Source organism: Nonomuraea terrae (assembly GCF_044465245.1).
In the GTDB taxonomy this organism is placed as follows: domain Bacteria; phylum Actinomycetota; class Actinomycetes; order Streptosporangiales; family Streptosporangiaceae; genus Nonomuraea; species Nonomuraea terrae.
In genome coordinates this window covers 792,939-811,951 of the sequence record NZ_JBITLL010000007.1, presented here as the reverse complement: position 1 = coordinate 811,951, position 19,013 = coordinate 792,939, and the positions used below count along the sequence as shown (strand labels likewise).

At 71.1% G+C, this 19,013-nt stretch carries 18 protein-coding genes; 9 read left to right on the top strand and 9 right to left on the bottom strand.

From position 1 onward, the window contains the following. The first annotated feature begins 189 nt into the window (after positions 1-189). Genes iolC through ACIBP6_RS37885 form a run of 6 tightly spaced genes read left to right on the top strand, consistent with a single transcriptional unit; the run spans position 190 to position 6,489 of the window. The gene (gene iolC / locus ACIBP6_RS37910) at positions 190-1,131 is read left to right on the top strand and encodes a 5-dehydro-2-deoxygluconokinase (RefSeq protein WP_397058847.1); all 942 of its coding nucleotides are present in this window, start codon (positions 190-192) and stop codon (positions 1,129-1,131) included. Between the two features lie 17 nt (positions 1,132-1,148). Next, positions 1,149-2,033: a Cgl0159 family (beta/alpha)8-fold protein gene (locus ACIBP6_RS37905; RefSeq protein WP_397058949.1), complete on the top strand. Its 885-nt coding sequence runs from the start codon at positions 1,149-1,151 to the stop codon at positions 2,031-2,033. Then, a complete protein-coding gene (gene iolB, locus ACIBP6_RS37900; RefSeq protein ID WP_132613258.1) occupies positions 2,030-2,869 on the top strand; it encodes a 5-deoxy-glucuronate isomerase in 840 nt (279 codons plus the stop codon). The genes ACIBP6_RS37905 and iolB overlap by 4 nt, the downstream gene beginning before the upstream one ends. Further along, positions 2,866-4,728, top strand: a complete 1,863-nt coding sequence (gene iolD, locus ACIBP6_RS37895; RefSeq protein WP_397058845.1) for a 3D-(3,5/4)-trihydroxycyclohexane-1,2-dione acylhydrolase (decyclizing) — start codon at positions 2,866-2,868, stop codon at positions 4,726-4,728. Before iolB ends, iolD begins: the two co-directional genes overlap by 4 nt. A gap of 52 nt (positions 4,729-4,780) precedes the next feature. After that, entirely contained in the window at positions 4,781-5,764 is a 984-nt protein-coding gene (locus tag ACIBP6_RS37890; protein WP_397058844.1) for an AI-2E family transporter, read from the top strand. Positions 5,765-5,820: 56 nt separating this feature from the next. Further along, entirely contained in the window at positions 5,821-6,489 is a 669-nt protein-coding gene (locus tag ACIBP6_RS37885; RefSeq protein ID WP_397058842.1) for an HAD family hydrolase, read from the top strand. On the opposite strand, the gene ACIBP6_RS37880 is transcribed toward ACIBP6_RS37885, so the two are convergent. Then, positions 6,467-7,072, bottom strand: a complete 606-nt coding sequence (locus ACIBP6_RS37880) for a DivIVA domain-containing protein (RefSeq protein ID WP_397058840.1) — start codon at positions 7,070-7,072, stop codon at positions 6,467-6,469. The two genes, ACIBP6_RS37885 and ACIBP6_RS37880, sit on opposite strands and share 23 nt — an antisense overlap. A 90-nt stretch (positions 7,073-7,162) precedes the next feature. On the opposite strand from ACIBP6_RS37880, the gene ACIBP6_RS37875 reads away from it, so the two are divergent. Further along, the gene (locus ACIBP6_RS37875; RefSeq protein ID WP_397058839.1) at positions 7,163-7,939 is read left to right on the top strand and encodes an ABC transporter ATP-binding protein; all 777 of its coding nucleotides are present in this window, start codon (positions 7,163-7,165) and stop codon (positions 7,937-7,939) included. Next, positions 7,936-8,604, top strand: a complete 669-nt coding sequence (locus ACIBP6_RS37870; protein ID WP_397058837.1) for a hypothetical protein — start codon at positions 7,936-7,938, stop codon at positions 8,602-8,604. Before ACIBP6_RS37875 ends, ACIBP6_RS37870 begins: the two co-directional genes overlap by 4 nt. Positions 8,605-8,625: 21 nt before the next feature. On the opposite strand, the gene ACIBP6_RS37865 is transcribed toward ACIBP6_RS37870, so the two are convergent. From ACIBP6_RS37865 to rlmN, 3 genes are all read right to left on the bottom strand, one after another. Next, the gene (locus ACIBP6_RS37865) at positions 8,626-8,991 is read right to left on the bottom strand and encodes a MerR family DNA-binding transcriptional regulator (RefSeq protein WP_397058835.1); all 366 of its coding nucleotides are present in this window, start codon (positions 8,989-8,991) and stop codon (positions 8,626-8,628) included. After that, positions 8,991-10,220, bottom strand: a complete 1,230-nt coding sequence (locus ACIBP6_RS37860) for an MFS transporter (protein ID WP_397058833.1) — start codon at positions 10,218-10,220, stop codon at positions 8,991-8,993. The genes ACIBP6_RS37865 and ACIBP6_RS37860 overlap by 1 nt, the downstream gene beginning before the upstream one ends. A gap of 82 nt (positions 10,221-10,302) precedes the next feature. Beyond that, positions 10,303-11,403, bottom strand: coding sequence for a 23S rRNA (adenine(2503)-C(2))-methyltransferase RlmN (gene rlmN / locus ACIBP6_RS37855; protein ID WP_397058831.1), 1,101 nt, complete (start codon positions 11,401-11,403; stop codon positions 10,303-10,305). Positions 11,404-11,522: 119 nt separating this feature from the next. Here rlmN and ACIBP6_RS37850 point away from each other — a divergent pair, with 119 nt between their 5' ends. Then, positions 11,523-12,545 carry a suppressor of fused domain protein gene (locus tag ACIBP6_RS37850; RefSeq protein ID WP_397058830.1) on the top strand — a complete coding sequence of 341 codons (1,023 nt, stop codon included), beginning with the start codon at positions 11,523-11,525 and terminating at the stop codon, positions 12,543-12,545. 2 nt (positions 12,546-12,547) lie between these two features. On the opposite strand, the gene ACIBP6_RS37845 is transcribed toward ACIBP6_RS37850, so the two are convergent. From ACIBP6_RS37845 to rpsB, 5 genes are all read right to left on the bottom strand, one after another. Continuing rightward, the gene (locus ACIBP6_RS37845; protein WP_246074898.1) at positions 12,548-13,387 is read right to left on the bottom strand and encodes a phosphatidate cytidylyltransferase; all 840 of its coding nucleotides are present in this window, start codon (positions 13,385-13,387) and stop codon (positions 12,548-12,550) included. Positions 13,388-13,490: 103 nt separating this feature from the next. Then, complete coding sequence (gene frr / locus ACIBP6_RS37840) at positions 13,491-14,048, bottom strand: ribosome recycling factor (protein ID WP_132613282.1); 558 nt, start codon at positions 14,046-14,048, stop codon at positions 13,491-13,493. 43 nt (positions 14,049-14,091) lie between these two features. Then, entirely contained in the window at positions 14,092-14,790 is a 699-nt protein-coding gene (pyrH, locus tag ACIBP6_RS37835; protein ID WP_223190007.1) for a UMP kinase, read from the bottom strand. Between the two features lie 146 nt (positions 14,791-14,936). Then, entirely contained in the window at positions 14,937-15,770 is an 834-nt protein-coding gene (gene tsf / locus ACIBP6_RS37830; protein WP_397058827.1) for a translation elongation factor Ts, read from the bottom strand. 1,377 nt (positions 15,771-17,147) lie between these two features. Then, positions 17,148-18,110, bottom strand: coding sequence for a 30S ribosomal protein S2 (gene rpsB / locus ACIBP6_RS37825; RefSeq protein ID WP_397058825.1), 963 nt, complete (start codon positions 18,108-18,110; stop codon positions 17,148-17,150). Positions 18,111-19,013: the final 903 nt, after the last annotated feature.

Here is a 19,013-nt window from a genome sequence, read left to right as displayed (position 1 = left end):
GACGTAAAGGTCTGGCCAAATACCGGAATGTGCCCGCATGCTGCGTCTTCGAGGATCAACCTCACCGCCCGGCGGCGTGCGCCGGGCGGACCGAGCCGAGGGAGGGGCACACAGCGCAACATAGCGGACATCAGAATGTCATGACAATATGCCATAGTGTCGAAGGTAGGCTCCGTTCCAGGAGGTGCTTTGTACGACCTGATCACGTTCGGTCGCTGCGGCGTCGACGTCTATCCGTTGCAGACCGGCGTCGGGCTGGCCGACGTCGAGACCTTCGGGAAGTTCCTCGGTGGCAGCCCCACCAATGTCGCCGTCGCCGCGGCGCGCCACGGGCTGCGCTCCGCCGTGATCACCGCCGTGGGGGCGGACCCGTTCGGCGCGTACGTACGCCGGGCGATCCGCGGCTTCGGCGTGGACGACGTCTTCGTGAGCACCATCGAGGGCCCGGCCACGCCCGTGACCTTCTGCGAGATCTTCCCGCCCGACCACTTCCCGATCTACTTCTACCGCGGCGAGCACCCGCCGGACCTGCGCATCACCCCGTCCATGCTCGACCTCCAGGCGATCGCCGAGACGGGCCTGTTCTGGTTCTCGCTGACCGGGCTCAGCCGCGAGCCGAGCGCGGCCGCCCACCACGCCGCGCTGGAGGCCCGCACCGGCGGCTGGACGGTGTTCGACCTCGACTACCGCGAGGCCCTGTGGGAGTCGCGCGAGGCGGCCAGGCAGGCGGCGCGCAGGGCGCTCCCGCACGCGACCGTCGCGGTCGGCAATCTCGACGAGGTCGAGACGGCCGTCGGCGTCCGCGACCCCGAGGCCGCCGCCCAGGCCATGCTCGACGCCGGCGTACGCGTCGCGATCGTGAAGATGGGCCCGGACGGCGTCTTCGCGCGCACCGCCGACGACGAGCGGGCGCGGGTCGAGCCGATGGAGGTGAAGGTCGTCAACGGCATCGGGGCGGGCGACGCGTTCGGCGGCGCCCTGTGCCTCGGGCTGCTGCGCGGCTGGCCGCTGGAGCGCACGCTGCGCTTCGCCAACGCCGCCGGGGCCTTCGTGGCGGCCCGCCTGGCCTGCGCCGACGCCATGCCGACGACCTCCGAGGTGGAGGACCTGCTGAACGGGGTGGCTTCTTGAGCGACATCACGCTGTCCATGGGCGCGGGTTACCAGCGGCTCACCCACATCCGCGCCACGATGCCCGGAGAGATCGCCGAGGCGGCGGCCCGCCGCCGGCGGCGCGACCTGCCGGGCGACGGCGAACGGATGCTCATCATCGCCGCCGACCACCCGGCCCGCGGCTCCCTCGGCGTCCGCGACCGGCCGCTGGCCATGGCCAGCCGCGCCGACCTGCTCGACCGCCTCCAGGTGGCGCTGGCCAGACCCGGTGTCGACGGCATCCTGGCCGCTCCCGACGTCCTGGAGGACCTGCTGCTGCTGGGCGCGCTGGAGGGCAAGCTGGCCTTCGGCTCCATGAACCGCGGCGGTCTGCAGGGCTCGGTGTTCGAGCTGGACGACCGCTTCACCGGCTTCGACGCCACCGCGATCGACGCGATGCGGCTCGACGGCGGCAAGATGCTCTGCCGCATCGACCCGGCCGACCACGCGAGCGTGGCCACGCTGGAGTCGTGCGCCCACGCGGTCACCGACCTGGCCCGCCGGCGCCTGGTCGCCATGGTGGAGCCGTTCTGGTCGACGCGTACGGAGACGGGGGCCGTGCGCAACGACCTGTCGCCCGAGGCGGTGATCCGGGCGATCAGCATCGCCCAGGCGCTCGGCGTGACCTCGGCCTACACCTGGCTCAAGATCCCGGCGGTGGCCGAGATGGAGCGGGTGATGGCCGCGACCACGCTGCCCGCGCTGCTCCTCGGGGGCGACCCGCCCGACATCGACGCCGCCTTCGCCGACTGGCACCGCGCGCTCGGCCTCCCCGGGGTGCGCGGCCTCGTCGTCGGGCGCGCCCTGCTCTATCCTCCCGACGACGATGTGGCGACCGCCGTGGACGGAGCCGCGGCGCTGGTGCGAAAGGCGCGACGATGACCTACCTGCCGTACGGCAAGGCCGCCGCCGACCCCTGGTCGGTGGAGATCACCCCGTCCGTGGCCGGCTGGACGTACTCGGGGCTGCGGGTCGTGGACCTGACCGACGCCCCGGTGACGTTCGACACGGGCGAGGAGGAGACGCTCGTCCTGCCGCTGGCGGGCTCGTGCACGGTGACCCTGCCGGGCGAGACGTTCCCGCTGGCCGGGCGGCCGTCGGTGTTCGACGGGCCGTCCGACTTCGTGTACGTGCCGATCGGCACGCGGGTGACGCTGGAGGGCGCGGGCCGCATCGCCCTGCCCTCGGCCCGCGCCTCCCGCGCTCTGCCGCCCCGCTACGTCGCCGCCGCCGAGGTGCCGGTCGAGCTCAGAGGCGCGGGCCAGGCCAGCCGCCAGGTCAACAACTTCTGCGCCCCCGGCGTCTTCGACTGCGACAAGCTCGTGGCCGTCGAGGTGCTCACGCCCGGCGGCAACTGGTCGTCCTATCCGCCGCACAAGCACGACACCCCGAACCCGGGCGAGGCGGTGCTGGAGGAGATCTACTACTTCGAGGTCGCCGACCAGGGCGTCGGCTACCAGCGCGTCTACTCCTCCGAGCGGGGCAGGATCGACACCCTCGCCGAGGTCTCCTCCGGTGACGTCGTGCTCGTGCCGTACGGCTACCACGGCCCTTCCATGGCGGCCCCCGGCTACGACCTGTACTACCTGAACGTCCTGGCGGGCCCCGCGGCGGAGCGGTCGATGGCGTTCTGCGACGACCCGCGCCACGCCTGGATCCGCGCCACGTGGGACGACCAGCTCATCGACCCCAGACTGCCGTTCGGGAGGATCTCATGACCCGGCTGACCGTCGCCCAGGCCGTCGTGCGCTTCCTGGCCGCGCAGTGGAGCGAGCGCGACGGGGTGGAGCGCAGGTTCTTCGCCGGCTGCACCGGCATCTTCGGCCACGGCAACGTCGCCGGCGTCGGGCAGGCGCTGGCCACCGCCGCCGGCGACCTGCCATACCACCTGAGCCGCAACGAGCAGGCGATGGTGCACACCGCGGCCGGCTACGCCCGGGCGAGCAACCGGCTGGCGACGCTGGCCTGCACCAGCTCGATCGGTCCCGGCGCCACCAACATGGTCACGGGCGCGGCGGCGGCCACCATCAACCGGCTGCCCGTGCTGCTGCTGCCGGGCGACATCTTCGCCACCCGCGTGGCCAGCCCGGTGCTGCAGGAGCTGGAGGACCCGCGCTCCTACGACGTCTCGGTCAACGACTGCCTGCGGCCCGTCTCCCGGTTCTGGGACCGCGTCAACCGTCCCGAGCAGCTGCCGCCGGCGCTGCTCGCGGCCATGCGGGTGCTCACCGACCCGGCCGAGACCGGCGCGGTGACGCTGGCGCTGCCGCAGGACGTGCAGGCCGAGGCGTACGACTGGCCCGACGAGCTGTTCGTCCGCCGCGTCTGGCACATCCCGCGTCCACGCCCGGAACGGTCGGCGCTCGCCCGCGCCGCCGAGCTGATCACGTCGTCCGCCCGCCCGCTGATCGTGGCCGGGGGCGGCGTGATCTACAGCGAGGCAGCCGAGGAGCTGCGCGCCTTCGCCGAGCGGTACGGCGTCCCGGTCGCCGAGACGCACGCGGGCAAGGGCGCGCTCCCCCACGGGCACCCGCTCGCCGTCGGCGCCGTCGGCGCCACGGGCACCACCGCCGCCAACGCGCTGGCCCGCGAGGCCGACGTGGTCATCGGCGTCGGCACCCGCTACAGCGACTTCACCACCGCCTCGCGCACGATCTTCGCGTCAGACGCCCGTTTCGTGAACCTCAACGTCACCGGCTTCGACGCGGCCAAGCTGTCCGGCCTGCAGCTGGTCGCCGACGCCCGCGAGGGCCTGGCCGAGCTGGCCGAGGCGTGCGAGGGCTGGGGCACCCCCGCCGCCTACCGCGAGCGGACCGCCGGGCTCGTCCGGGCCTGGGACGCGGCGGTCGACGCGGCGTACGGGCTGGAGGGCTCCCCGATCTCGCAGGCGGCGGTGATCGGCGCGGTCAACGCCGCGGCCGGCGACGACGGCGTGGTGGTGTGCGCGGCCGGGTCGATGCCCGGTGACCTGCACAAGCTCTGGCGGCCCAGCGGCCCCGGCTGCTACCACGTCGAGTACGGCTACTCCTGCATGGGCTACGAGGTCGCCGGCGGGCTGGGCGTGAAAATGGCCGCCCCGGAGCGCGAGGTGTTCGTGCTGGTGGGCGACGGCTCCTACCTGATGATGGCCCAGGAGCTCGTCACGGCCGTCTCCGAGGGCGTCAAGCTGGTCGTGGTCCTGGTGGACAACTCCGGGTTCGCCTCCATCGGCCGCCTGTCGGAGAGCGTCGGCGCCGAACGTCTCGGCACCGCGTACGCCTACCGCGGCGGCGGCGGTTTCGACGGCGGCCCGCTGCCGGTGGACCTGGCGGCCAACGCGGCCAGCCTGGGCGCCACGGTGCTGCGGCCCGAGTCGGTCGCCGACCTGCGCAAGGCGCTCGACGCGGCCCGCTCGGCCGCCGAGACCACGGTGGTCTACGTCCGCACCGACCGCCTGGCCGACGACGTGCCGTCGTCCGAGGCGTGGTGGGACGTGCCGGTGGCACAGGTCGCGACCACGAACGCCACGGGGGCGGCCCTGGAGGAGTACACCGCGAACAAGCGTGCCCAGCATCCTCACCTGACGCCGCCCGTGTGAGCACGGCCCCCCTGGGGAACGCCCCTGACCAGGCGTTATAGGGGGGTCGGGGATGGGGCCGTGGCGGCTGCTCGGGTGGTTCGCGGTGACCGCGGTGGTCCTGTTCTGCCTCTACCACATCCGTACGGTCGCCATGTCGATCATCATCGGCGTCTTCCTCACGGCGCTGCTGCTGCCCCCGGCGCGCTGGCTCAGGCGGCGCGGCCTGAACAGCGCGACGGCCACAACGATGGTCTTCGTCGGCGGCCTGCTGCTGGCCGGCGGGCTGATCGCGCTGCTCGTGCCGCCCACCGTCGACAGTGTCACCGAGCTGCGGGCGAGCCTCGGTCAGGTGCTCGACGACCTGCACGACCTCACGGAACGGCTCGGGATCGACGACCGGCGGCTCCTGGAGCAGGCCAGGGACTACTTCTCCGCGCAGGGCGGCGAGATCACCACCGGCGCGCTGGCCGGCGTCAGGACGGTCGGCGAGGTCGTGGTCGGCGCGATCCTCGCGCTCATCCTGTCGGTGTACTTCGTGCACGGCGGCGACCGGCTCTTCCACTGGCTGCTCGACCTGGCCCCCGTCCGGGCCAGGACGCGCCTGGCCGAGACCGGCCATCTGATCTTCTCCGTGATCGGGCGCTACATCCGCGGGGTGGCGCTCGTCGGCCTGGTCGACGGGTTCTTCATCGGGATCGCGCTGTGGATCCTCGGCGTGCCGATCGCGCTGCCGCTGGCCGTGCTGACGTTCGTGGGGGCGTTCCTGCCGGTGGTGGGGGCGCTGCTGGCCGGGCTGCTGGCCGCGGTGGTCGCGCTCGTGGCCAAGGGGTGGCTGGTGGCGCTCATCGTGGTCGCGGTGACCGTGGCGGTGCAGCAGATCGAGGGGCACGTGCTGGCGCCGCAGATCTACGGCAAGGCACTCGACCTGCCCGGCGCGGTCATCCTGGTGGCGATCACGCTGGGCAGCGTGGTCGCCGGGATCACCGGCGCGTTCCTGGCGGCCCCGGTGACCTCCGTCATCGTCGCCCTCGTGCACAGCCGCCGCCACGCGTGATCCACCCGGGGGTCGCCGGCCGCACGTTGATCTGCACAGCCGTCATCATGGGTGGTATGCGATGGGTTACGTTCGACTGTTACGGCACTCTGGTCGACTGGCGGCACGGCATCCGCACCAGCGCCGAGCTGGTCTCCCCCGGGCAGGGGGCGCGGCTGCTGGAGGCGTACAACCGCCACGAGCCCGCCGTGGAGGCCGAGTCGCCGGGTATGCGCTACCGCGACGTCCTGGCCGAGGCCCTGCGCAGGGCGTGCGCCGAGGAGCAGATGCGCCTGCACCCCGACGACGCCGGCGTGCTGGCGACGACGCTGCCGTACTGGTCGGTGTTCCCCGAGGTCGGCGCCGAGCTGTCGGCGCTGCGCGAGGCCGGGTGGCGGCTCGCGCTGCTGACCAACTGCGACCGCGACCTCGTCGCCGGGACGCGGCGGCGGCTGCCCGTGCCGTTCGACGCGGTGGTGACGGCCGAGGACGCGGGGGCGTACAAACCGGCGGACGCGCACTTCGAGCTGTTCCGCAGCACGTACGAGCCGGCGGCGTGGGTGCACGTGGCGCAGAGCTACTTCCACGACATGGTGCCCGCGCACCGGCTGGGGCTGCCCCGCGTGTGGATCAACCGCCTCGGCGAACGGCCGGCCGACGCGCAGGTCGTCCAGGGCGTTCTGCCCGACCTGCGCGGCCTGCTCACCGCCGTCGAGGCGGCCCTCAGCCCTGGGGCTCCCGCCTGAACCACGCGCTGCCCGCGGGGGGCGCGTTCTGGTCGTCGAGCCGCTGCCGCAGCACGTCGACGATGCCGGCCAGGAACGAGTCGACGTCCGCGATCAGGTAACCGGGGCGGAACAGCACGGTCGAGAACTTCGCCTCCCGCACCTGCTGCGCCGTCACCGGGTACGCCGTCGTGCCGCGCAGCGTGGCCACGATCCGGTCCAGGAAGGCGTCGACCTCGTCCTCGTTGTAGCCGGTGCCCATGCGGCCGGGGCGGAAGGCGACCCGTTCGACGCGGGCGGCCTGCGTCTCGAACCACTCCTCGCGGAGCAGCTCGCCGGTGGGCTCGGCCATGGCCAGCCGTACGGGCCGCCTGGCCTGCGTCTCCAGGGCGACGACGAACGCCTCCAGGGCGAAGTCGACCGCGGTCTCCTGGTAGCCGCCGCGCTTGGCGCGGAACGTCGCCCTGCGTACCTCGTCGGCGGTGACCGGCTGCAGGACGTGCGAGCCTCGGCCCAGGGTCGATTCGATCCGCCCGATCAGGGCGTCGACCTCAACGGGGTCATAGCCTGAACGCATGCCCATGACGCGCGGAAAGCGGTTCAAGCCTCACTCCTCTTGAGCTGTGCTGGGGGCCCCTCTATTGTCGGACCTTTTATCACCCCCATGTGAAACGACATATAGCGTGACGGGATCATGCAGCTGACCAGAGTCTCTTTTCGTTACCGAAAACGTGACCGCCTCGTCATTTCCCACGCCGACGCCCGGCTGTCCGCCGGCGACGTGGTCGAGCTGACCGGGGCGAACGGGGCGGGCAAGTCCACGCTGCTCCGCCTCCTCGCGGGCCTCGCCCGGCCGTCCTCGGGGGTGATCGCCGACCGGCCGGCGGTCGTCGGCTTCGCCCCCGACCGCTTCCCCACCGCCCAGCCGTTCACGGTCACGACCTATCTGCGGCACATGTCCCGCGTACGCGGCGATGCCCGGTGGGAGCCCTGGGCCGAACGTCTCGGCCTCGGTCCCCTTCTCCACACCGCCCTGCGCGACCTGTCGAAGGGCAGCGCGCACAAGGTGGGGCTGGTGCAGGCGCTGATGGCCGGGCCGGGGCTGCTCATCCTGGACGAGCCGTTCGCCGGCCTCGACGCCGACACCCGCGAGGCGCTGCCCGCGATCGCCGCCGAACTGGCGGAACGCGGCGCCATCGTCATCGCCGCCGACCACCAGTCCGGCCTGCGCGACCTTCCCGCCCTACGCCACTGGACCCTCCAGAACGGCCACCTCCACGAATCCACCTCACCCCTCACCCTGCCGGCCACGCCCGCCGTCACCGCCGGAACGCCCCAGCGGCCCGGCACCGCCGAGGCGGCCGGGCAGGTCACCGTGGCCGTCACGCTTCCCGCCGGCGACCTGCCGTGTTTCCTGGCCAGAATGCGGGACGAGGGGTACCTGGCCCGCGAGATCGAGGAGAGCCATTGATCGCCCTGGCCGCGTTCCGCCTGGCCGCCTACGTCCGGTCCCACCGCGTCTACCAGGCGCTCCTGCTCGCACTCGCCATGCTGGCGATCGTCTACGGCAGCCGGGCCCCGAGGGGCGTGGAGACCGCCGTGCTGGCCGACGGGGCCGTACTGATCGTCCCGATCCTCGCCTGGGCGGCCAGAAGCCTGCTGGACACCGAGCCGGACCGGCAGCGCGAGCTCTCCGCGATCCAGGTCGGCGGACGGGGCAGGGAGGTCGCCGCGGGCCTGCTGGCGGCGTTCGCGGCGTGTGCGGTGCTCGCCGCACTCGTCCTCGCCTGGGCGCTGCTGCTGGGCGTCTCCGTGTCGCCTCCCCCGGCGGCGCTGGCGGCCGCGGCGCTCCTGTACGTGCTCGCCGCCCTGGCCGGCACCGCGCTGGGCGCCCTCACCAGCCGCGCCGTCCTGCCGTCACCGGCCGTCTCGATCATGACCCTGCTGCTCGGGTTCATGGTGATGCTGCTGGTCAGCGCGTCGTCCCTCTATTGGCTGACGGTGCCCCTGCTCGCCTGGATGAAGGCCGCCAACGCCGGAGACCTCGTCGAGAGGCTCCCCGAACTCGCCGCGATCTCACTGGCCTGGTGCACCGCCGGCCTGGCCGCGTACGTGCACCTGCGCCGCCGAGCGTAGGGCGTCCCGCCCCGCGGACGGTCAGCCCTCCAGCAGCTTGGCCAGACGGTCGGTCTCGGCCGCGAGGCGTTCGCGCACGCCGGTCAGGGCGGCGATGCGTTCGTCGAGCGCGCCGAGGCGCTCGGAGAAGGCCCGGAGCAGGGCCACGCAGTCCCTCGGCGGATCCGGCTCCCCCTTGCCCAGGCAGTCGACGAACCGCAGCACGTCCTCCGAGTTGAGCCCCGCGTGCAGGAGGCGGGCGATGTCGCGCACGAGGAGGACGGCGTCACCGTCGTAGACCCGGTAGCCGTTGTGGTCGCGCTCCGCCGTGATCAGGCCCTGCTCCTCGTAGTAGCGCACAGCACGCGGGGACACCCCCGCACGGTGTGCCAGCTCGCCGATCCGCATCACCCGCGCACTCTCCTCCGCCGGTCGGATGTGAACGCCGCCCAGAACAACACCAGGGAGACCAGCACGCATCCCGCCGCCGCCGCGGGCACGGCCAGCGGGCCGCTCGTCTCCAGCACCAGACCGCCGATCCCACCGGCGAGCGAGAAGCCGAGGAACATGGCGCTGTTGTTCAGGGCGATCAGCTCGTTCGCCGCACCGGGGCTCTCTCCTCGGTCGAGCAGCCATGCCTGGGTGGCCGGCGCGATCCCCCAGGTCGCCAGGCCGTACAGCACCAGAACCAGCGCGACGACGGCGATGGGGTACGGCCCTCCTGAGACGCCCAGGACGACCATGAGGACAGGCGCGGCGAGTACACCGCACAGGAACACCATCAGCGCGCGGGCTGCGCCCACCGTGTCCACCAGCCGGCCGCCGGCGAACGCGCCGACGATCCCGGCCAGCCCGACGACGGTGATCAGCGGGGCCACGGCGGAGCCCCGGATGCCGCCGATCCGGCCGACGATCTCTGTGATGTAGACGTAGGACATCATCCCGCCCGCGCCGCTGGGAATCATCGCCAGCAGTGCCGCCGCCGTGGCCGGACGGCGTAGCGACGCCAGGCGGTCCTTAAGCCCGGCCTTTTCCCCGCCCGGCAGCCGCGGCAGGGTCAGCGACAGGCCGAGGCCCGCCACGAGGGCGACGGCGGCGACATAGAGCATCGTGGCCCGCCAGCCCAGGTGGCCACCGAGCCACGTACCGGCCGGCACCCCCGCCACCAGCGAGGTGGTCAGCCCGGCCCCCACGATCGCGAGGAACCGTCCTTGACGGCCTTCAGGGGCGGCCGTGGCCGCGACGGCGAAGGCCGCGGGTGAGGCGGTCGCGGCGGCCAGCCCCGAAAGGATCCGGGCCACCAGCAGCAGACCGTACGACGGGGACAGGGCGGCCAGGACGTTGGCGAGGACGAACACCGCAGCCGCCCCGATGAGCACCTGCCGCCGGGGCAGCCGGGCGGTCAGGAAGGCGGCGACCGGCGCCCCCAGCGCGAACGTCAGCGCGAAGACGGTGACCAGCTGGCCGCTCATCGCGACCGAGACATCCAGATCCCGGGAGATGTCCGGGAGGACGCCCGCGATGATCAGGTCGTCGGTGCCGAAGGAGAACGCCAGGAGGAAGAGGCTCAGCAGCCACAGCGGCAGGGGCGAACCGCCCCTAGCCTCCGTGTCCGCAGGAGCCGGTCGGGTTGTCATGCCGCGACGCTAGGAGCTTGACGTTAGCGTCAAGGTCAAGCCCGAGGGCTTCCATGACACGGCGAGGCGGGTGCCCCGCGGATCACTCGGCGGCGGCGAGCTGGCCGCAGGCGCCGTCGATCTCGCGACCGCGCGTGTCGCGCACCGTCACCGGAACCCCGTGGAACTCCAGCCGCCGCACGAACGCCCGCTCGTCCTCCGGCCGCGACGCCGTCCACTTCGAGCCGGGCGTCGGGTTGAGCGGGATGAGGTTGACGTGCACGAGCTTGTTCTTGACCAGCTTGCCGAGCAGGTCGGCCCGCCACTCGTGGTCGTTGACGTCCTTGATCAGCGCGTACTCGATGGAGACCCGGCGCTTCGTCCTGGCCGCGTACGCCCAGGCGGCGTCGAGGACCTCGGCCACCTTCCAGCGCGTGTTGATCGGCACGAGCGTGTCGCGCAGCTCGTCGTCGGGCGCGTGCAGCGACAGCGCCAGCGTCACCGGCAGCCCCTCGTCGGCGAGCTTGCCGATCGCCGGCACCAGCCCGACCGTGGAGACCGTGACGCCGCGCGCCGAGATGCCGAGCCCGTGGGGCGCGGGCTCCACCAGGCGGCGGACGGCGCCGATCACCTGCCTGTAGTTGGCCAGCGGCTCGCCCATGCCCATGAACACGACGTTGCTCACCCGGCCCGGCCCGCCCGGCACCTCACCGGCCGCCAGCGCACGCGCCCCCGCGACGACCTGCTCGACGATCTCCGCGGTCGACATGTTGCGGGTCAGCCCGGCCTGGCCGGTGGCGCAGAACGGGCAGTTCATGCCGCAGCCGGCCTGCGACGACACGCACATCGTCACCCGGTCGGGGTAGCGCATGAGCACCGACTCGACCAGCGCCCCGTCGAACAGCCGCCACAACGTCTTGCGGGTGGTGCCGCCGTCGGTGGTCAGCTCGCGGACCGGCGTGAGCAGGCTGGGCAGCAGCGCCGCGAGCTTCTCGCGGGAGCCCGCGGGCAGGTCGGTCATCGCGGACACGTCGGTGGTGAGCCGCTCGAAGTAGTGGCGCGAGAGCTGGTCGGCCCGGAACGCCTTCTCGCCCAGCTCGGCCACCGCCGCCCGCCGGTCGGCCATCGACAGGTCGGCCAGGTGCCGTGCGGGCTTGGCTCGCCGGGGCGCGACGAAGGTGAGCTGACCTGGAGGCTGGGACACGTTGCTGCCTTTGCGTGAGGGGTTGTCGACCAGGGTATTGAACGTTCGGATCGGAGGTGGAATTCCTGGTCACGTTACGGCTCGCGTCCGGGTCTCCCGCCGATCTACAGTCATCTCGTATGGCGATTTTCCGGTCGGCATCCGGCGAGGGTGGCACCGAGGTCGTCCTCGCCTCCGGCAGTCCGTACGGCAGCCGGACGCTCGTGGTCGAGCGGGACGAGGACTCCTCGGTAGCTTACCTGTGCTCTCCCGACGGCACGGTGCACGGCGCCGTCTGGCTGGCCAACCACCGTCCGGCACCGCCCGTGGTCGACCTACGGCGGATCAACGCCGGCCTGCCCCCACTGATGCCCCGGCCCAACACCCTGCACCCCGAGGGCCGCCGGCCGCTCGGGCAGCTCAGCCCGCTGTGGTTCGAGGAGGGCGACGGCGTGGCCCTCTACGAGGACGACGACCTGCTGGCCGTCATTCCGGGCTGGGCCGACATGCGCAGGGGCATGCCCGGCTACGCGCGGGACGCGGTGGGTGAGACGCCGTTCGCCTGGGCGTTGTCGGAGGCGCTGGAAGGGTTACAACCCCGTATCGAGAACGCCGCATCCTACTGGCGCTGGCGGCACGGCGAGGGGTCGTGGCCGTCGTTCCAGCAGTTCGTGATGGGGCATCTCGACGGGGTGCTGGGCCCGGCCGGCCGCTACTGGGACGCCAGCGGCGACCGCCTGCCGACCGTGGGGATCACCGAACGCCCGCCGCACGGCGAGCGCGGGTTCACCGTGCTGTCCACGGTGGGGATGAGCTGCCAGCGCATGCCGACGGTCGAGCAGTGGATCGACAAACCCGGCGCGTACGACAGGATCGAGCTGGCCGTGGCCACCCGGGACGACCCGCGCGACGCGGCGCTGCTGCTGGTGTGGCTGGCGCAGTATCCATGGCACTCGGTCACGTGGCTCGGCAACGGGCACACCGCGAAGTGGTATCACGAGCCGTCCACGTTCCCGCTGGGCCCGCAGTATTCGGGGGTCCTCATGCAGGCCAACCCACCCCACATGCCTGACATGTCAGGATTCGCGTTCGGTGGGGAGCTCGTACGGTGGCTCTGGCTCTCCCCCGTCAGCACCCAGGCCCTGGAGGCCCAGCGACACTGATTTCACAGGAACAGCGTCATCAGCACCCAGACGGGCACCAACGTCGTCACCAGCGAGTCGAGCCGGTCCATCAGGCCGCCGTGTCCGGGGAGGATCGTGCCGAGGTCCTTGATGCCGAGGTCGCGCTTGATCATCGACTCCACCAGGTCGCCGACCGTCGCCAGCGCCGCCGCCAGCGCGCCGATCAGCGCACCCTGCCAGATCTCACCGCCCAGCAGCCACGTCACCAGCCACGCGCCGACCACCGTGGAGCCGACGACCGACCCGGTGAACCCCTCCCACGTCTTGCGGGGGCTGATCACGCTCATCGGGTGCCGCCCGAACAGCACACCCGCGACATAGCCGCCGATGTCGCTGGCCACGGTGACCGCGATGAACACGAGCACCCGGTGGTCGCCGTCGGGAGCCTTGAGCAGCAACGCCGCGAACGTGCTGAGCATCGCGGGATAGAACAGGATGAACACCGACGCCGAGGCGTCGCGCACGTATCCGTCCGTGCCGGCGCTGAACATCCGCCAGACCAGCAGCACCAACGCGAACGCGGCGAACGTCGCGAGTAACCAGACGGGACCGAGCCAGTACGCGGCCGCCTGCATCACCACCAGCGCCGCCAGCACCGGCACGGCCGGTACCTTGATGTCACGGGTGTCGAAGGCCTTGACCAGCTCCAGGACCCCTACGCCCACTGCTCCCACGAGCACCAGGAGGAACAGCTCTTTGACCGTGTAGAGCGTGCCGAGGACCAGCGCGCCCAGCACCAGGCCGACCGCGATCGCGGCCGGCAGGTTCCTTCCGGTACGGCTGCCGCCGTTCGAACTGGTGCCAGCCGTACGTTCTTCCACTGCGATTCTCCATGTGCCACGGCCCCCGCCGCGGGGGGCGAGGGCCGTAGATGCTGACCCGCTGCCTGAGGCCGTCGGACGCGGCCCTCCGTCGCGGCGCCGCTCAGACCTCGAGCAGCTCGGCTTCCTTGTGCTTGAGCAGCTCATCGATCTTGGCGACGTGCTTCTGGGTGAGGTCGTCGAGCTCCTTCTCGGCCCGCCTGACCTCGTCCTCGCCCGCCTCGCCGTCCTTGACCATCTTGTCGAGGGTCTCCTTGGCGGAGCGGCGGATGTTGCGAATGGACACCTTGGCGTGCTCGCCCTTGGTCCTGGCGACCTTGATGTACTCCTTGCGGCGCTCCTCGGACAGCTCCGGGAACGACACGCGGATCACCTGGCCGTCGTCGGTCGGGTTGACGCCGAGGTCGGAGTCGCGGATGGCCTTCTCGATCGCACCCATGGAGCTCTTGTCGTAGGGCTGGATGAGGACCATGCGCGCCTCGGGCACGTGGAACGACGCCAGCTGCTGAATCGGCGTCGGCGTGCCGTAGTACTCAGCATTGATCTTGTTGAACATCGAGGGGGTGACCCGGCCCGTACGGATGCTCGCGAAGTCCTCCTTCGCGACCGATACGGCCTTGTCCATCTTTTCCTCGGCTTCGAGGAGGGTTTCGTCGATCACAGCGGCTCCCTGTCTTCTAGCTGGCGGTATCGGGCTCGCTCCGTCATTTGCCTGCGGGACTCACCAGCGTGCCGATTTTCTCACCGCGTACCGCTCGCAGGATGTTGCCCTCGCCCATGAGGTCGAAGACCACGATCGGCAGATCGTTGTCCTTGCACAGGCTGATCGCGGTGGCGTCCATGACCGCGAGGTCACGCAGCAGTACCTCGCCGTAGTCGAGATGGTCGAACCTGACCGCGTCGGGATTCTTCCGTGGATCGGAGTCGTAGATGCCGTCGACCTGGGTGCCCTTGAGCAGCGCCTCGGCGCCGATCTCCAGGGCGCGTTGGGAGGCCGCGGTGTCGGTGGAGAAGAACGGCGAGCCGAGCCCCGCGCCGAAGATGACCACACGGCCCTTCTCCAGGTGCCGGATCGCGCGGCGCGGCAGGAACGGCTCGGCCACCTGCTGCATCGTGATGGCGGTCTGCACGCGCGTCTCCACGCCCCGCCGTTCGAGGAAGTCCTGCAGGGCCAGGCAGTTGATGACCGTGCCGAGCATGCCCATGTAGTCGGCCCTGGCGCGGTCGATGCCCCCTTGCGACAGGGTGGCGCCGCGGAACATGTTGCCGCCGCCGACCACGACCGCGACCTGCACGCCCTCCTTGACCGCCTCGGCGATCGAGTCGGCCAGGTGATCGACGACTCCCGGATCGATGCCCAGCGGCTCGCTACCGGCGAACGCCTCTCCTGACAGCTTCAACATGACCCGCTTCCACCTGAGCGGGATGTGCTGGTGTGGCGATGAGGAAGCCGCCGTCCGCGTGGATTCGTGGGCTGACTCCCGGTGGTCCTGCACGGCGGCGGCCTCCTTCATTCGGTGGATCGTTAGAGCTGGCAGCTTGCCTAAGCCTAAGCCTGACCAACCTTGAAGCGGACAAAAGCGAGGACCTCGACACCGTTCTCCGAGGCGTACTTGCCCACGCTCTTCTTGTTGTCCTTGACGAAGGCCTGCTGCAGCAGCGTGAAGTCCTTGTACCAGCCGTTCACGCGACCCTCGACGATCTTGCCGACGGCGGCCTCGGGCTTGCCCTCCTCGCGGGTCATCTCCTCGAAGAGCTTGCGCTCCTTCTCGACGACCTCGGTGGGCACGGACTCCGGCTTGAGGTACTGCGGGGCCATCGCGGCGGCGTGCTGCGCGATGTCCTTGGCGACCTCGGCGTTCGGCTTGTCGAGCTGGACCAGCACGCCGACCGCGGGCGGCAGCGCCGGGTCGGTCTTGTGCATGTAGGCGCCGATGTAGCCGCCCTCCAGCACCACGAACCGCCGGATCTCGATCTTCTCACCCAGCGCGGCGTTGGCGACGTCGAGGTGCTCCTTGACGGTCTTGCCGTCGAAGGAGGACTCGAGCAGCGTCGCCACGTCGGCGGGCCTGGTCTCGAGGACGTGCGCCACGACCTGGCCCGCGAGCTCCTGGAAGCGCTCGCCCTTGGCCACGAAGTCGGTCTCGCAGTTGAGCTCGAGCAGCGCGGCGGAAGAGTCGCCGTCCTGCTTGAGCGCGACGAGGCCGTTGGAGGCGGTGCGTGCCTCGCGCTTGCCCACGTCCTTGGCACCCTTGAGGCGCAGGATCTCGATGGCCCGGTCGAAGTCGCCTTCGGACTCCTCCAGCGCCTTCTTGCAGTCCATCATGCCGGCAGCGGTGATCTCGCGAAGCCGCTTGACGTCGGCCATGTTCACGGAAGCCATTGCTCTTTTTCCTTGTGGGATTTCGTCGTCGTCATCGTGGATCGGGTGGGCGCCGGAATCCGGCCACCACCCGGGGTTCGTACGGCGGGCGCGTGCCGTACAGGCGCCTTGTCTCGCTCGGGGCCCGGGTCTTCCACCGGCCCGGGTCGGCCCGACCTTGCTGCTTCGCTTGCCTCGCTGGGCATACTGCCCAGCCTCACGTTCAGCTCACGCCCTCGCTCCAGCCAACCTCAGCCCTCACCGTCCCAGCCGCAGAAACCGCCCGAAGCCGCGTGACACCCGAGCTCAGCCACTCGGCAGTCGTGGACCGACCGCCGCCCGGCCATGACACCCGGATCAGCCGTACCAGACATCACACCGCGGCTCGGTCAACCGGCCTTCCCGAGCATGCCACTCGAGCCAGAGCCATCCGACCCCGCCCGGACACGGCGCCGGGCACAGCCCTCGGCTCACCCAGTCGCCACACCCGCGGCGCGGCCGTCCTGCCCCGCCCCGGCACCACGCTCTGAGGTTCAGCCATCCGACCCTGCACGAGCACCGCCCGGCTCAGCCATCCGACCTCCCTGGGCACCGCCCGCGGCTCCGTCCCGGCTTCACCCGAGCGCAGCGTCCGCACAGGCGGCGTCTCCGGCCTCGGTCTCGTCCGGGCACAGCGCCCGGCTCAGCCTCATCCCAGAGCACCGGCTCCTACCGCCGCCGGTCGGACGACCGTGAGCTCGGCAATCGCCGCGCCCCAGAGTCACCCGCCCGCAGACCGGTACCGGTCCGATCTCCGCACCGCGCCTCGTCGGCGACCGTCCTCATCGGGACGGCGACCGTCTCAGCCCAGCATGGCTCAGTACGCCTCAACGGCCACCTCGCCCTACCTCAGTACGGCACGCTCGGCACGAGCGACCGAATCCAGCCCCCGGCTACCACGCCAGGAGTCCTTCCTCGACCATCCGCGTCTCACGTCGACCATCGGGACGTCGGCAGGCCCAGATCCAAGCCCTGCGGCACCTCAGCCATTCGCCAAGGCCCCGCAGCACCTGTCGCCCAGGCCCAACGCTTCAGGCGAGCTGGCCTGACAGCCAGACCCTCAGCATCGTGGCCCATGTCCAGTCGTGCCCGCCCGCCAGGACGTCACCACGACGATCTCGCCGCGGCATCCGCCCTGACCTGGCTTACGGCCTCAGCCCCGAAGTCGCCCGCCCGGCGTGCCGCGTCCCGGCTCAGCCATTGCCGAACCCGTACGCACCTTGCCTGGCCAACCCCTCCAGGGCCTACGGCCACCGGTGATTTCGCCTTATTCAGCTGTCACGTTTCGTTGCTGCTCGCTTGGCAAGAACGCCTTGCCGGGCCGTCAGACGGCCAGGCCCGCGCCCAACCGAGAAAGCGTCAGGCCTGCTGCTCGTTCTCGCCCTCGGCAGCGGGGGCCTCGGCCGGGGTGGCCTCCTCAGCGGTGGCACCCTCCTCGGCGGCGGCTTCGGGAGCGGCAGCCTCCGGAGCAGCGGCAGCCTCGGGAGCCTCAGCCTCGGGAGCGGCGGCCTCGGGAGCCGCTGCGGCCTCCTCGGCCGGGCGCTCGCCGGTGCCCTGCTCGATGAGCTCGCGCTCCCACTCGGCCAGCGGCTCGGCGGCGGCCGGCTTCTCGTCACCGCGGGCGGCGCCGGAGCGAGCCATCAGACCGGCCGCGACACCGTCGGCGACGACCCTGGTCAGCAGGCCGACGGCGCGGATGGCGTCGTCGTTGCCCGGGATCGGGTAGTCGACCTCGTCAGGGTCGCAGTTGGTGTCGAGGATCGCGACGACAGGGATGCCAAGCTTCTTGGCCTCGCTGATCGCGATGTGCTCCTTCTTGGTGTCGACGACCCACACCGCGCTGGGCACGCGGCCCATGTCACGGATGCCGCCGAGCGTGCGCTCGAGCTTGTCCTTCTCGCGGCGCCGCATGAGGAGCTCCTTCTTGGTGAGCCCCGAGGCCGCGACGTTGTCGAAGTCGAGCTCCTCGAGCTCCTTCAGGCGCTGCAGCCGCTTGTGCACGGTCGAGAAGTTGGTGAGCATGCCACCCAGCCAGCGCTGGTTGACGTACGGCATGCCGACCCTGGCCGCCTGCTCGGAGATGGCCTCCTGCGCCTGCTTCTTGGTGCCGATGAAGAGGATCGTGCCGCCGTGGGCGACCGTCTCCTTCACGAAGTCGTAGGCGCGGTCGATGTACGACAGAGACTTCTGCAGGTCGATGATGTAAATGCCGTTGCGCTCGGTGAAGATGAAGCGCTTCATCTTCGGGTTCCAGCGCCGGGTCTGGTGACCGAAGTGAACGCCGCTCTCGAGCAGCTGTCGCATGGTGACGACGGGGGCCATGTTCTGGTCCTCCAGGTCTGGGCGCCCTGCGGAGGGGCGCGGTTCTCGGTTGTGCCGCGGCAGCGCGTCGTCTGCCGCCCTGATGCCCCGAACCCGCTCCAGCCGGGCACTAGGCCCGGACCGATGGCGCGGTCCGCAATGGGGCATGCGAAGTCGGCCTGTGTCACAGGCCATCGGAAAGTCTACCTCCCACACCACCCCAGGCTGACCGTCTGCGGTCAAACGGACATCCCGCCCCTCTTCCGCATCCTTTCCCATCCCACCGCATCAACCGCCTCCTACCATCACCCCGACCCCCGCACCCTCTGGCCGAGCATCCGCCAACCACCGAACGCCACCGAACACCGCCGGCCAGGATCACGCTCGCAGACGTACCCCCATCAGAACCCCCCACAACCGACCATCCACCTCCCAAAACCCCCAACCATCCCCGAGGCAGGCACACCTCACCATTACCGACACCAGGCCTCCGCTCCTCGACCACGAAGCCCACCCTGTCGGCCATGTCGCCGTGAGCCCATCGCCACCCCAGACACCGCCGCCCCGCCGCCCCGACGCGGCGCCGCGACCATCGCCAAGGCCACCGTCAACCACCAAGACAGACGACGAAGAAGGTCATCCGCCGGGAGCCGGACGAGCCGGTGCCCACCCCGCGCAGGGACGCCATGCCAGGACGGCCAACCGCAAAACGAACGACACCGTGACGACGAGCTCCCTGACAACGAGCTCCGTGACAACGGACTCCGTGACGACGGACTGTGGCAGCGAGACGAACCTTGCGATCCTCTCACTGAGCAGCCGCGGCGCAGGCTCTCGTAGGTGAAGTGGCGTGAGGCAACGGCACCTGCAGGTCGAACTTGAAGGCGCATATGCCGCCCATCGTGCCGACCGCCCAGCAGGCGT

Excerpts from the sequence above, each read along its gene's own strand:
- ACIBP6_RS37905 (WP_397058949.1), top strand. The coding sequence starts at position 1,149 with ATGGGCGCGGGTTACCAGCGGCTCACCCACATCCGCGCCACGATGCCC.
- iolB (WP_132613258.1), top strand. The coding sequence starts at position 2,030 with ATGACCTACCTGCCGTACGGCAAGGCCGCCGCCGACCCCTGGTCGGTG.
- iolD (WP_397058845.1), top strand. The coding sequence starts at position 2,866 with ATGACCCGGCTGACCGTCGCCCAGGCCGTCGTGCGCTTCCTGGCCGCG.
- ACIBP6_RS37890 (WP_397058844.1), top strand. The coding sequence starts at position 4,781 with ATGGGGCCGTGGCGGCTGCTCGGGTGGTTCGCGGTGACCGCGGTGGTC.
- ACIBP6_RS37885 (WP_397058842.1), top strand. The coding sequence starts at position 5,821 with ATGCGATGGGTTACGTTCGACTGTTACGGCACTCTGGTCGACTGGCGG.
- ACIBP6_RS37875 (WP_397058839.1), top strand. The coding sequence starts at position 7,163 with ATGCAGCTGACCAGAGTCTCTTTTCGTTACCGAAAACGTGACCGCCTC.
- ACIBP6_RS37865 (WP_397058835.1), bottom strand. The coding sequence starts at position 8,991 with ATGCGGATCGGCGAGCTGGCACACCGTGCGGGGGTGTCCCCGCGTGCT.
- ACIBP6_RS37860 (WP_397058833.1), bottom strand. The coding sequence starts at position 10,220 with ATGACAACCCGACCGGCTCCTGCGGACACGGAGGCTAGGGGCGGTTCG.
- ACIBP6_RS37850 (WP_397058830.1), top strand. The coding sequence starts at position 11,523 with ATGGCGATTTTCCGGTCGGCATCCGGCGAGGGTGGCACCGAGGTCGTC.
- pyrH (WP_223190007.1), bottom strand. The coding sequence starts at position 14,790 with ATGTTGAAGCTGTCAGGAGAGGCGTTCGCCGGTAGCGAGCCGCTGGGC.
- tsf (WP_397058827.1), bottom strand. The coding sequence starts at position 15,770 with ATGGCTTCCGTGAACATGGCCGACGTCAAGCGGCTTCGCGAGATCACC.
- rpsB (WP_397058825.1), bottom strand. The coding sequence starts at position 18,110 with ATGGCCCCCGTCGTCACCATGCGACAGCTGCTCGAGAGCGGCGTTCAC.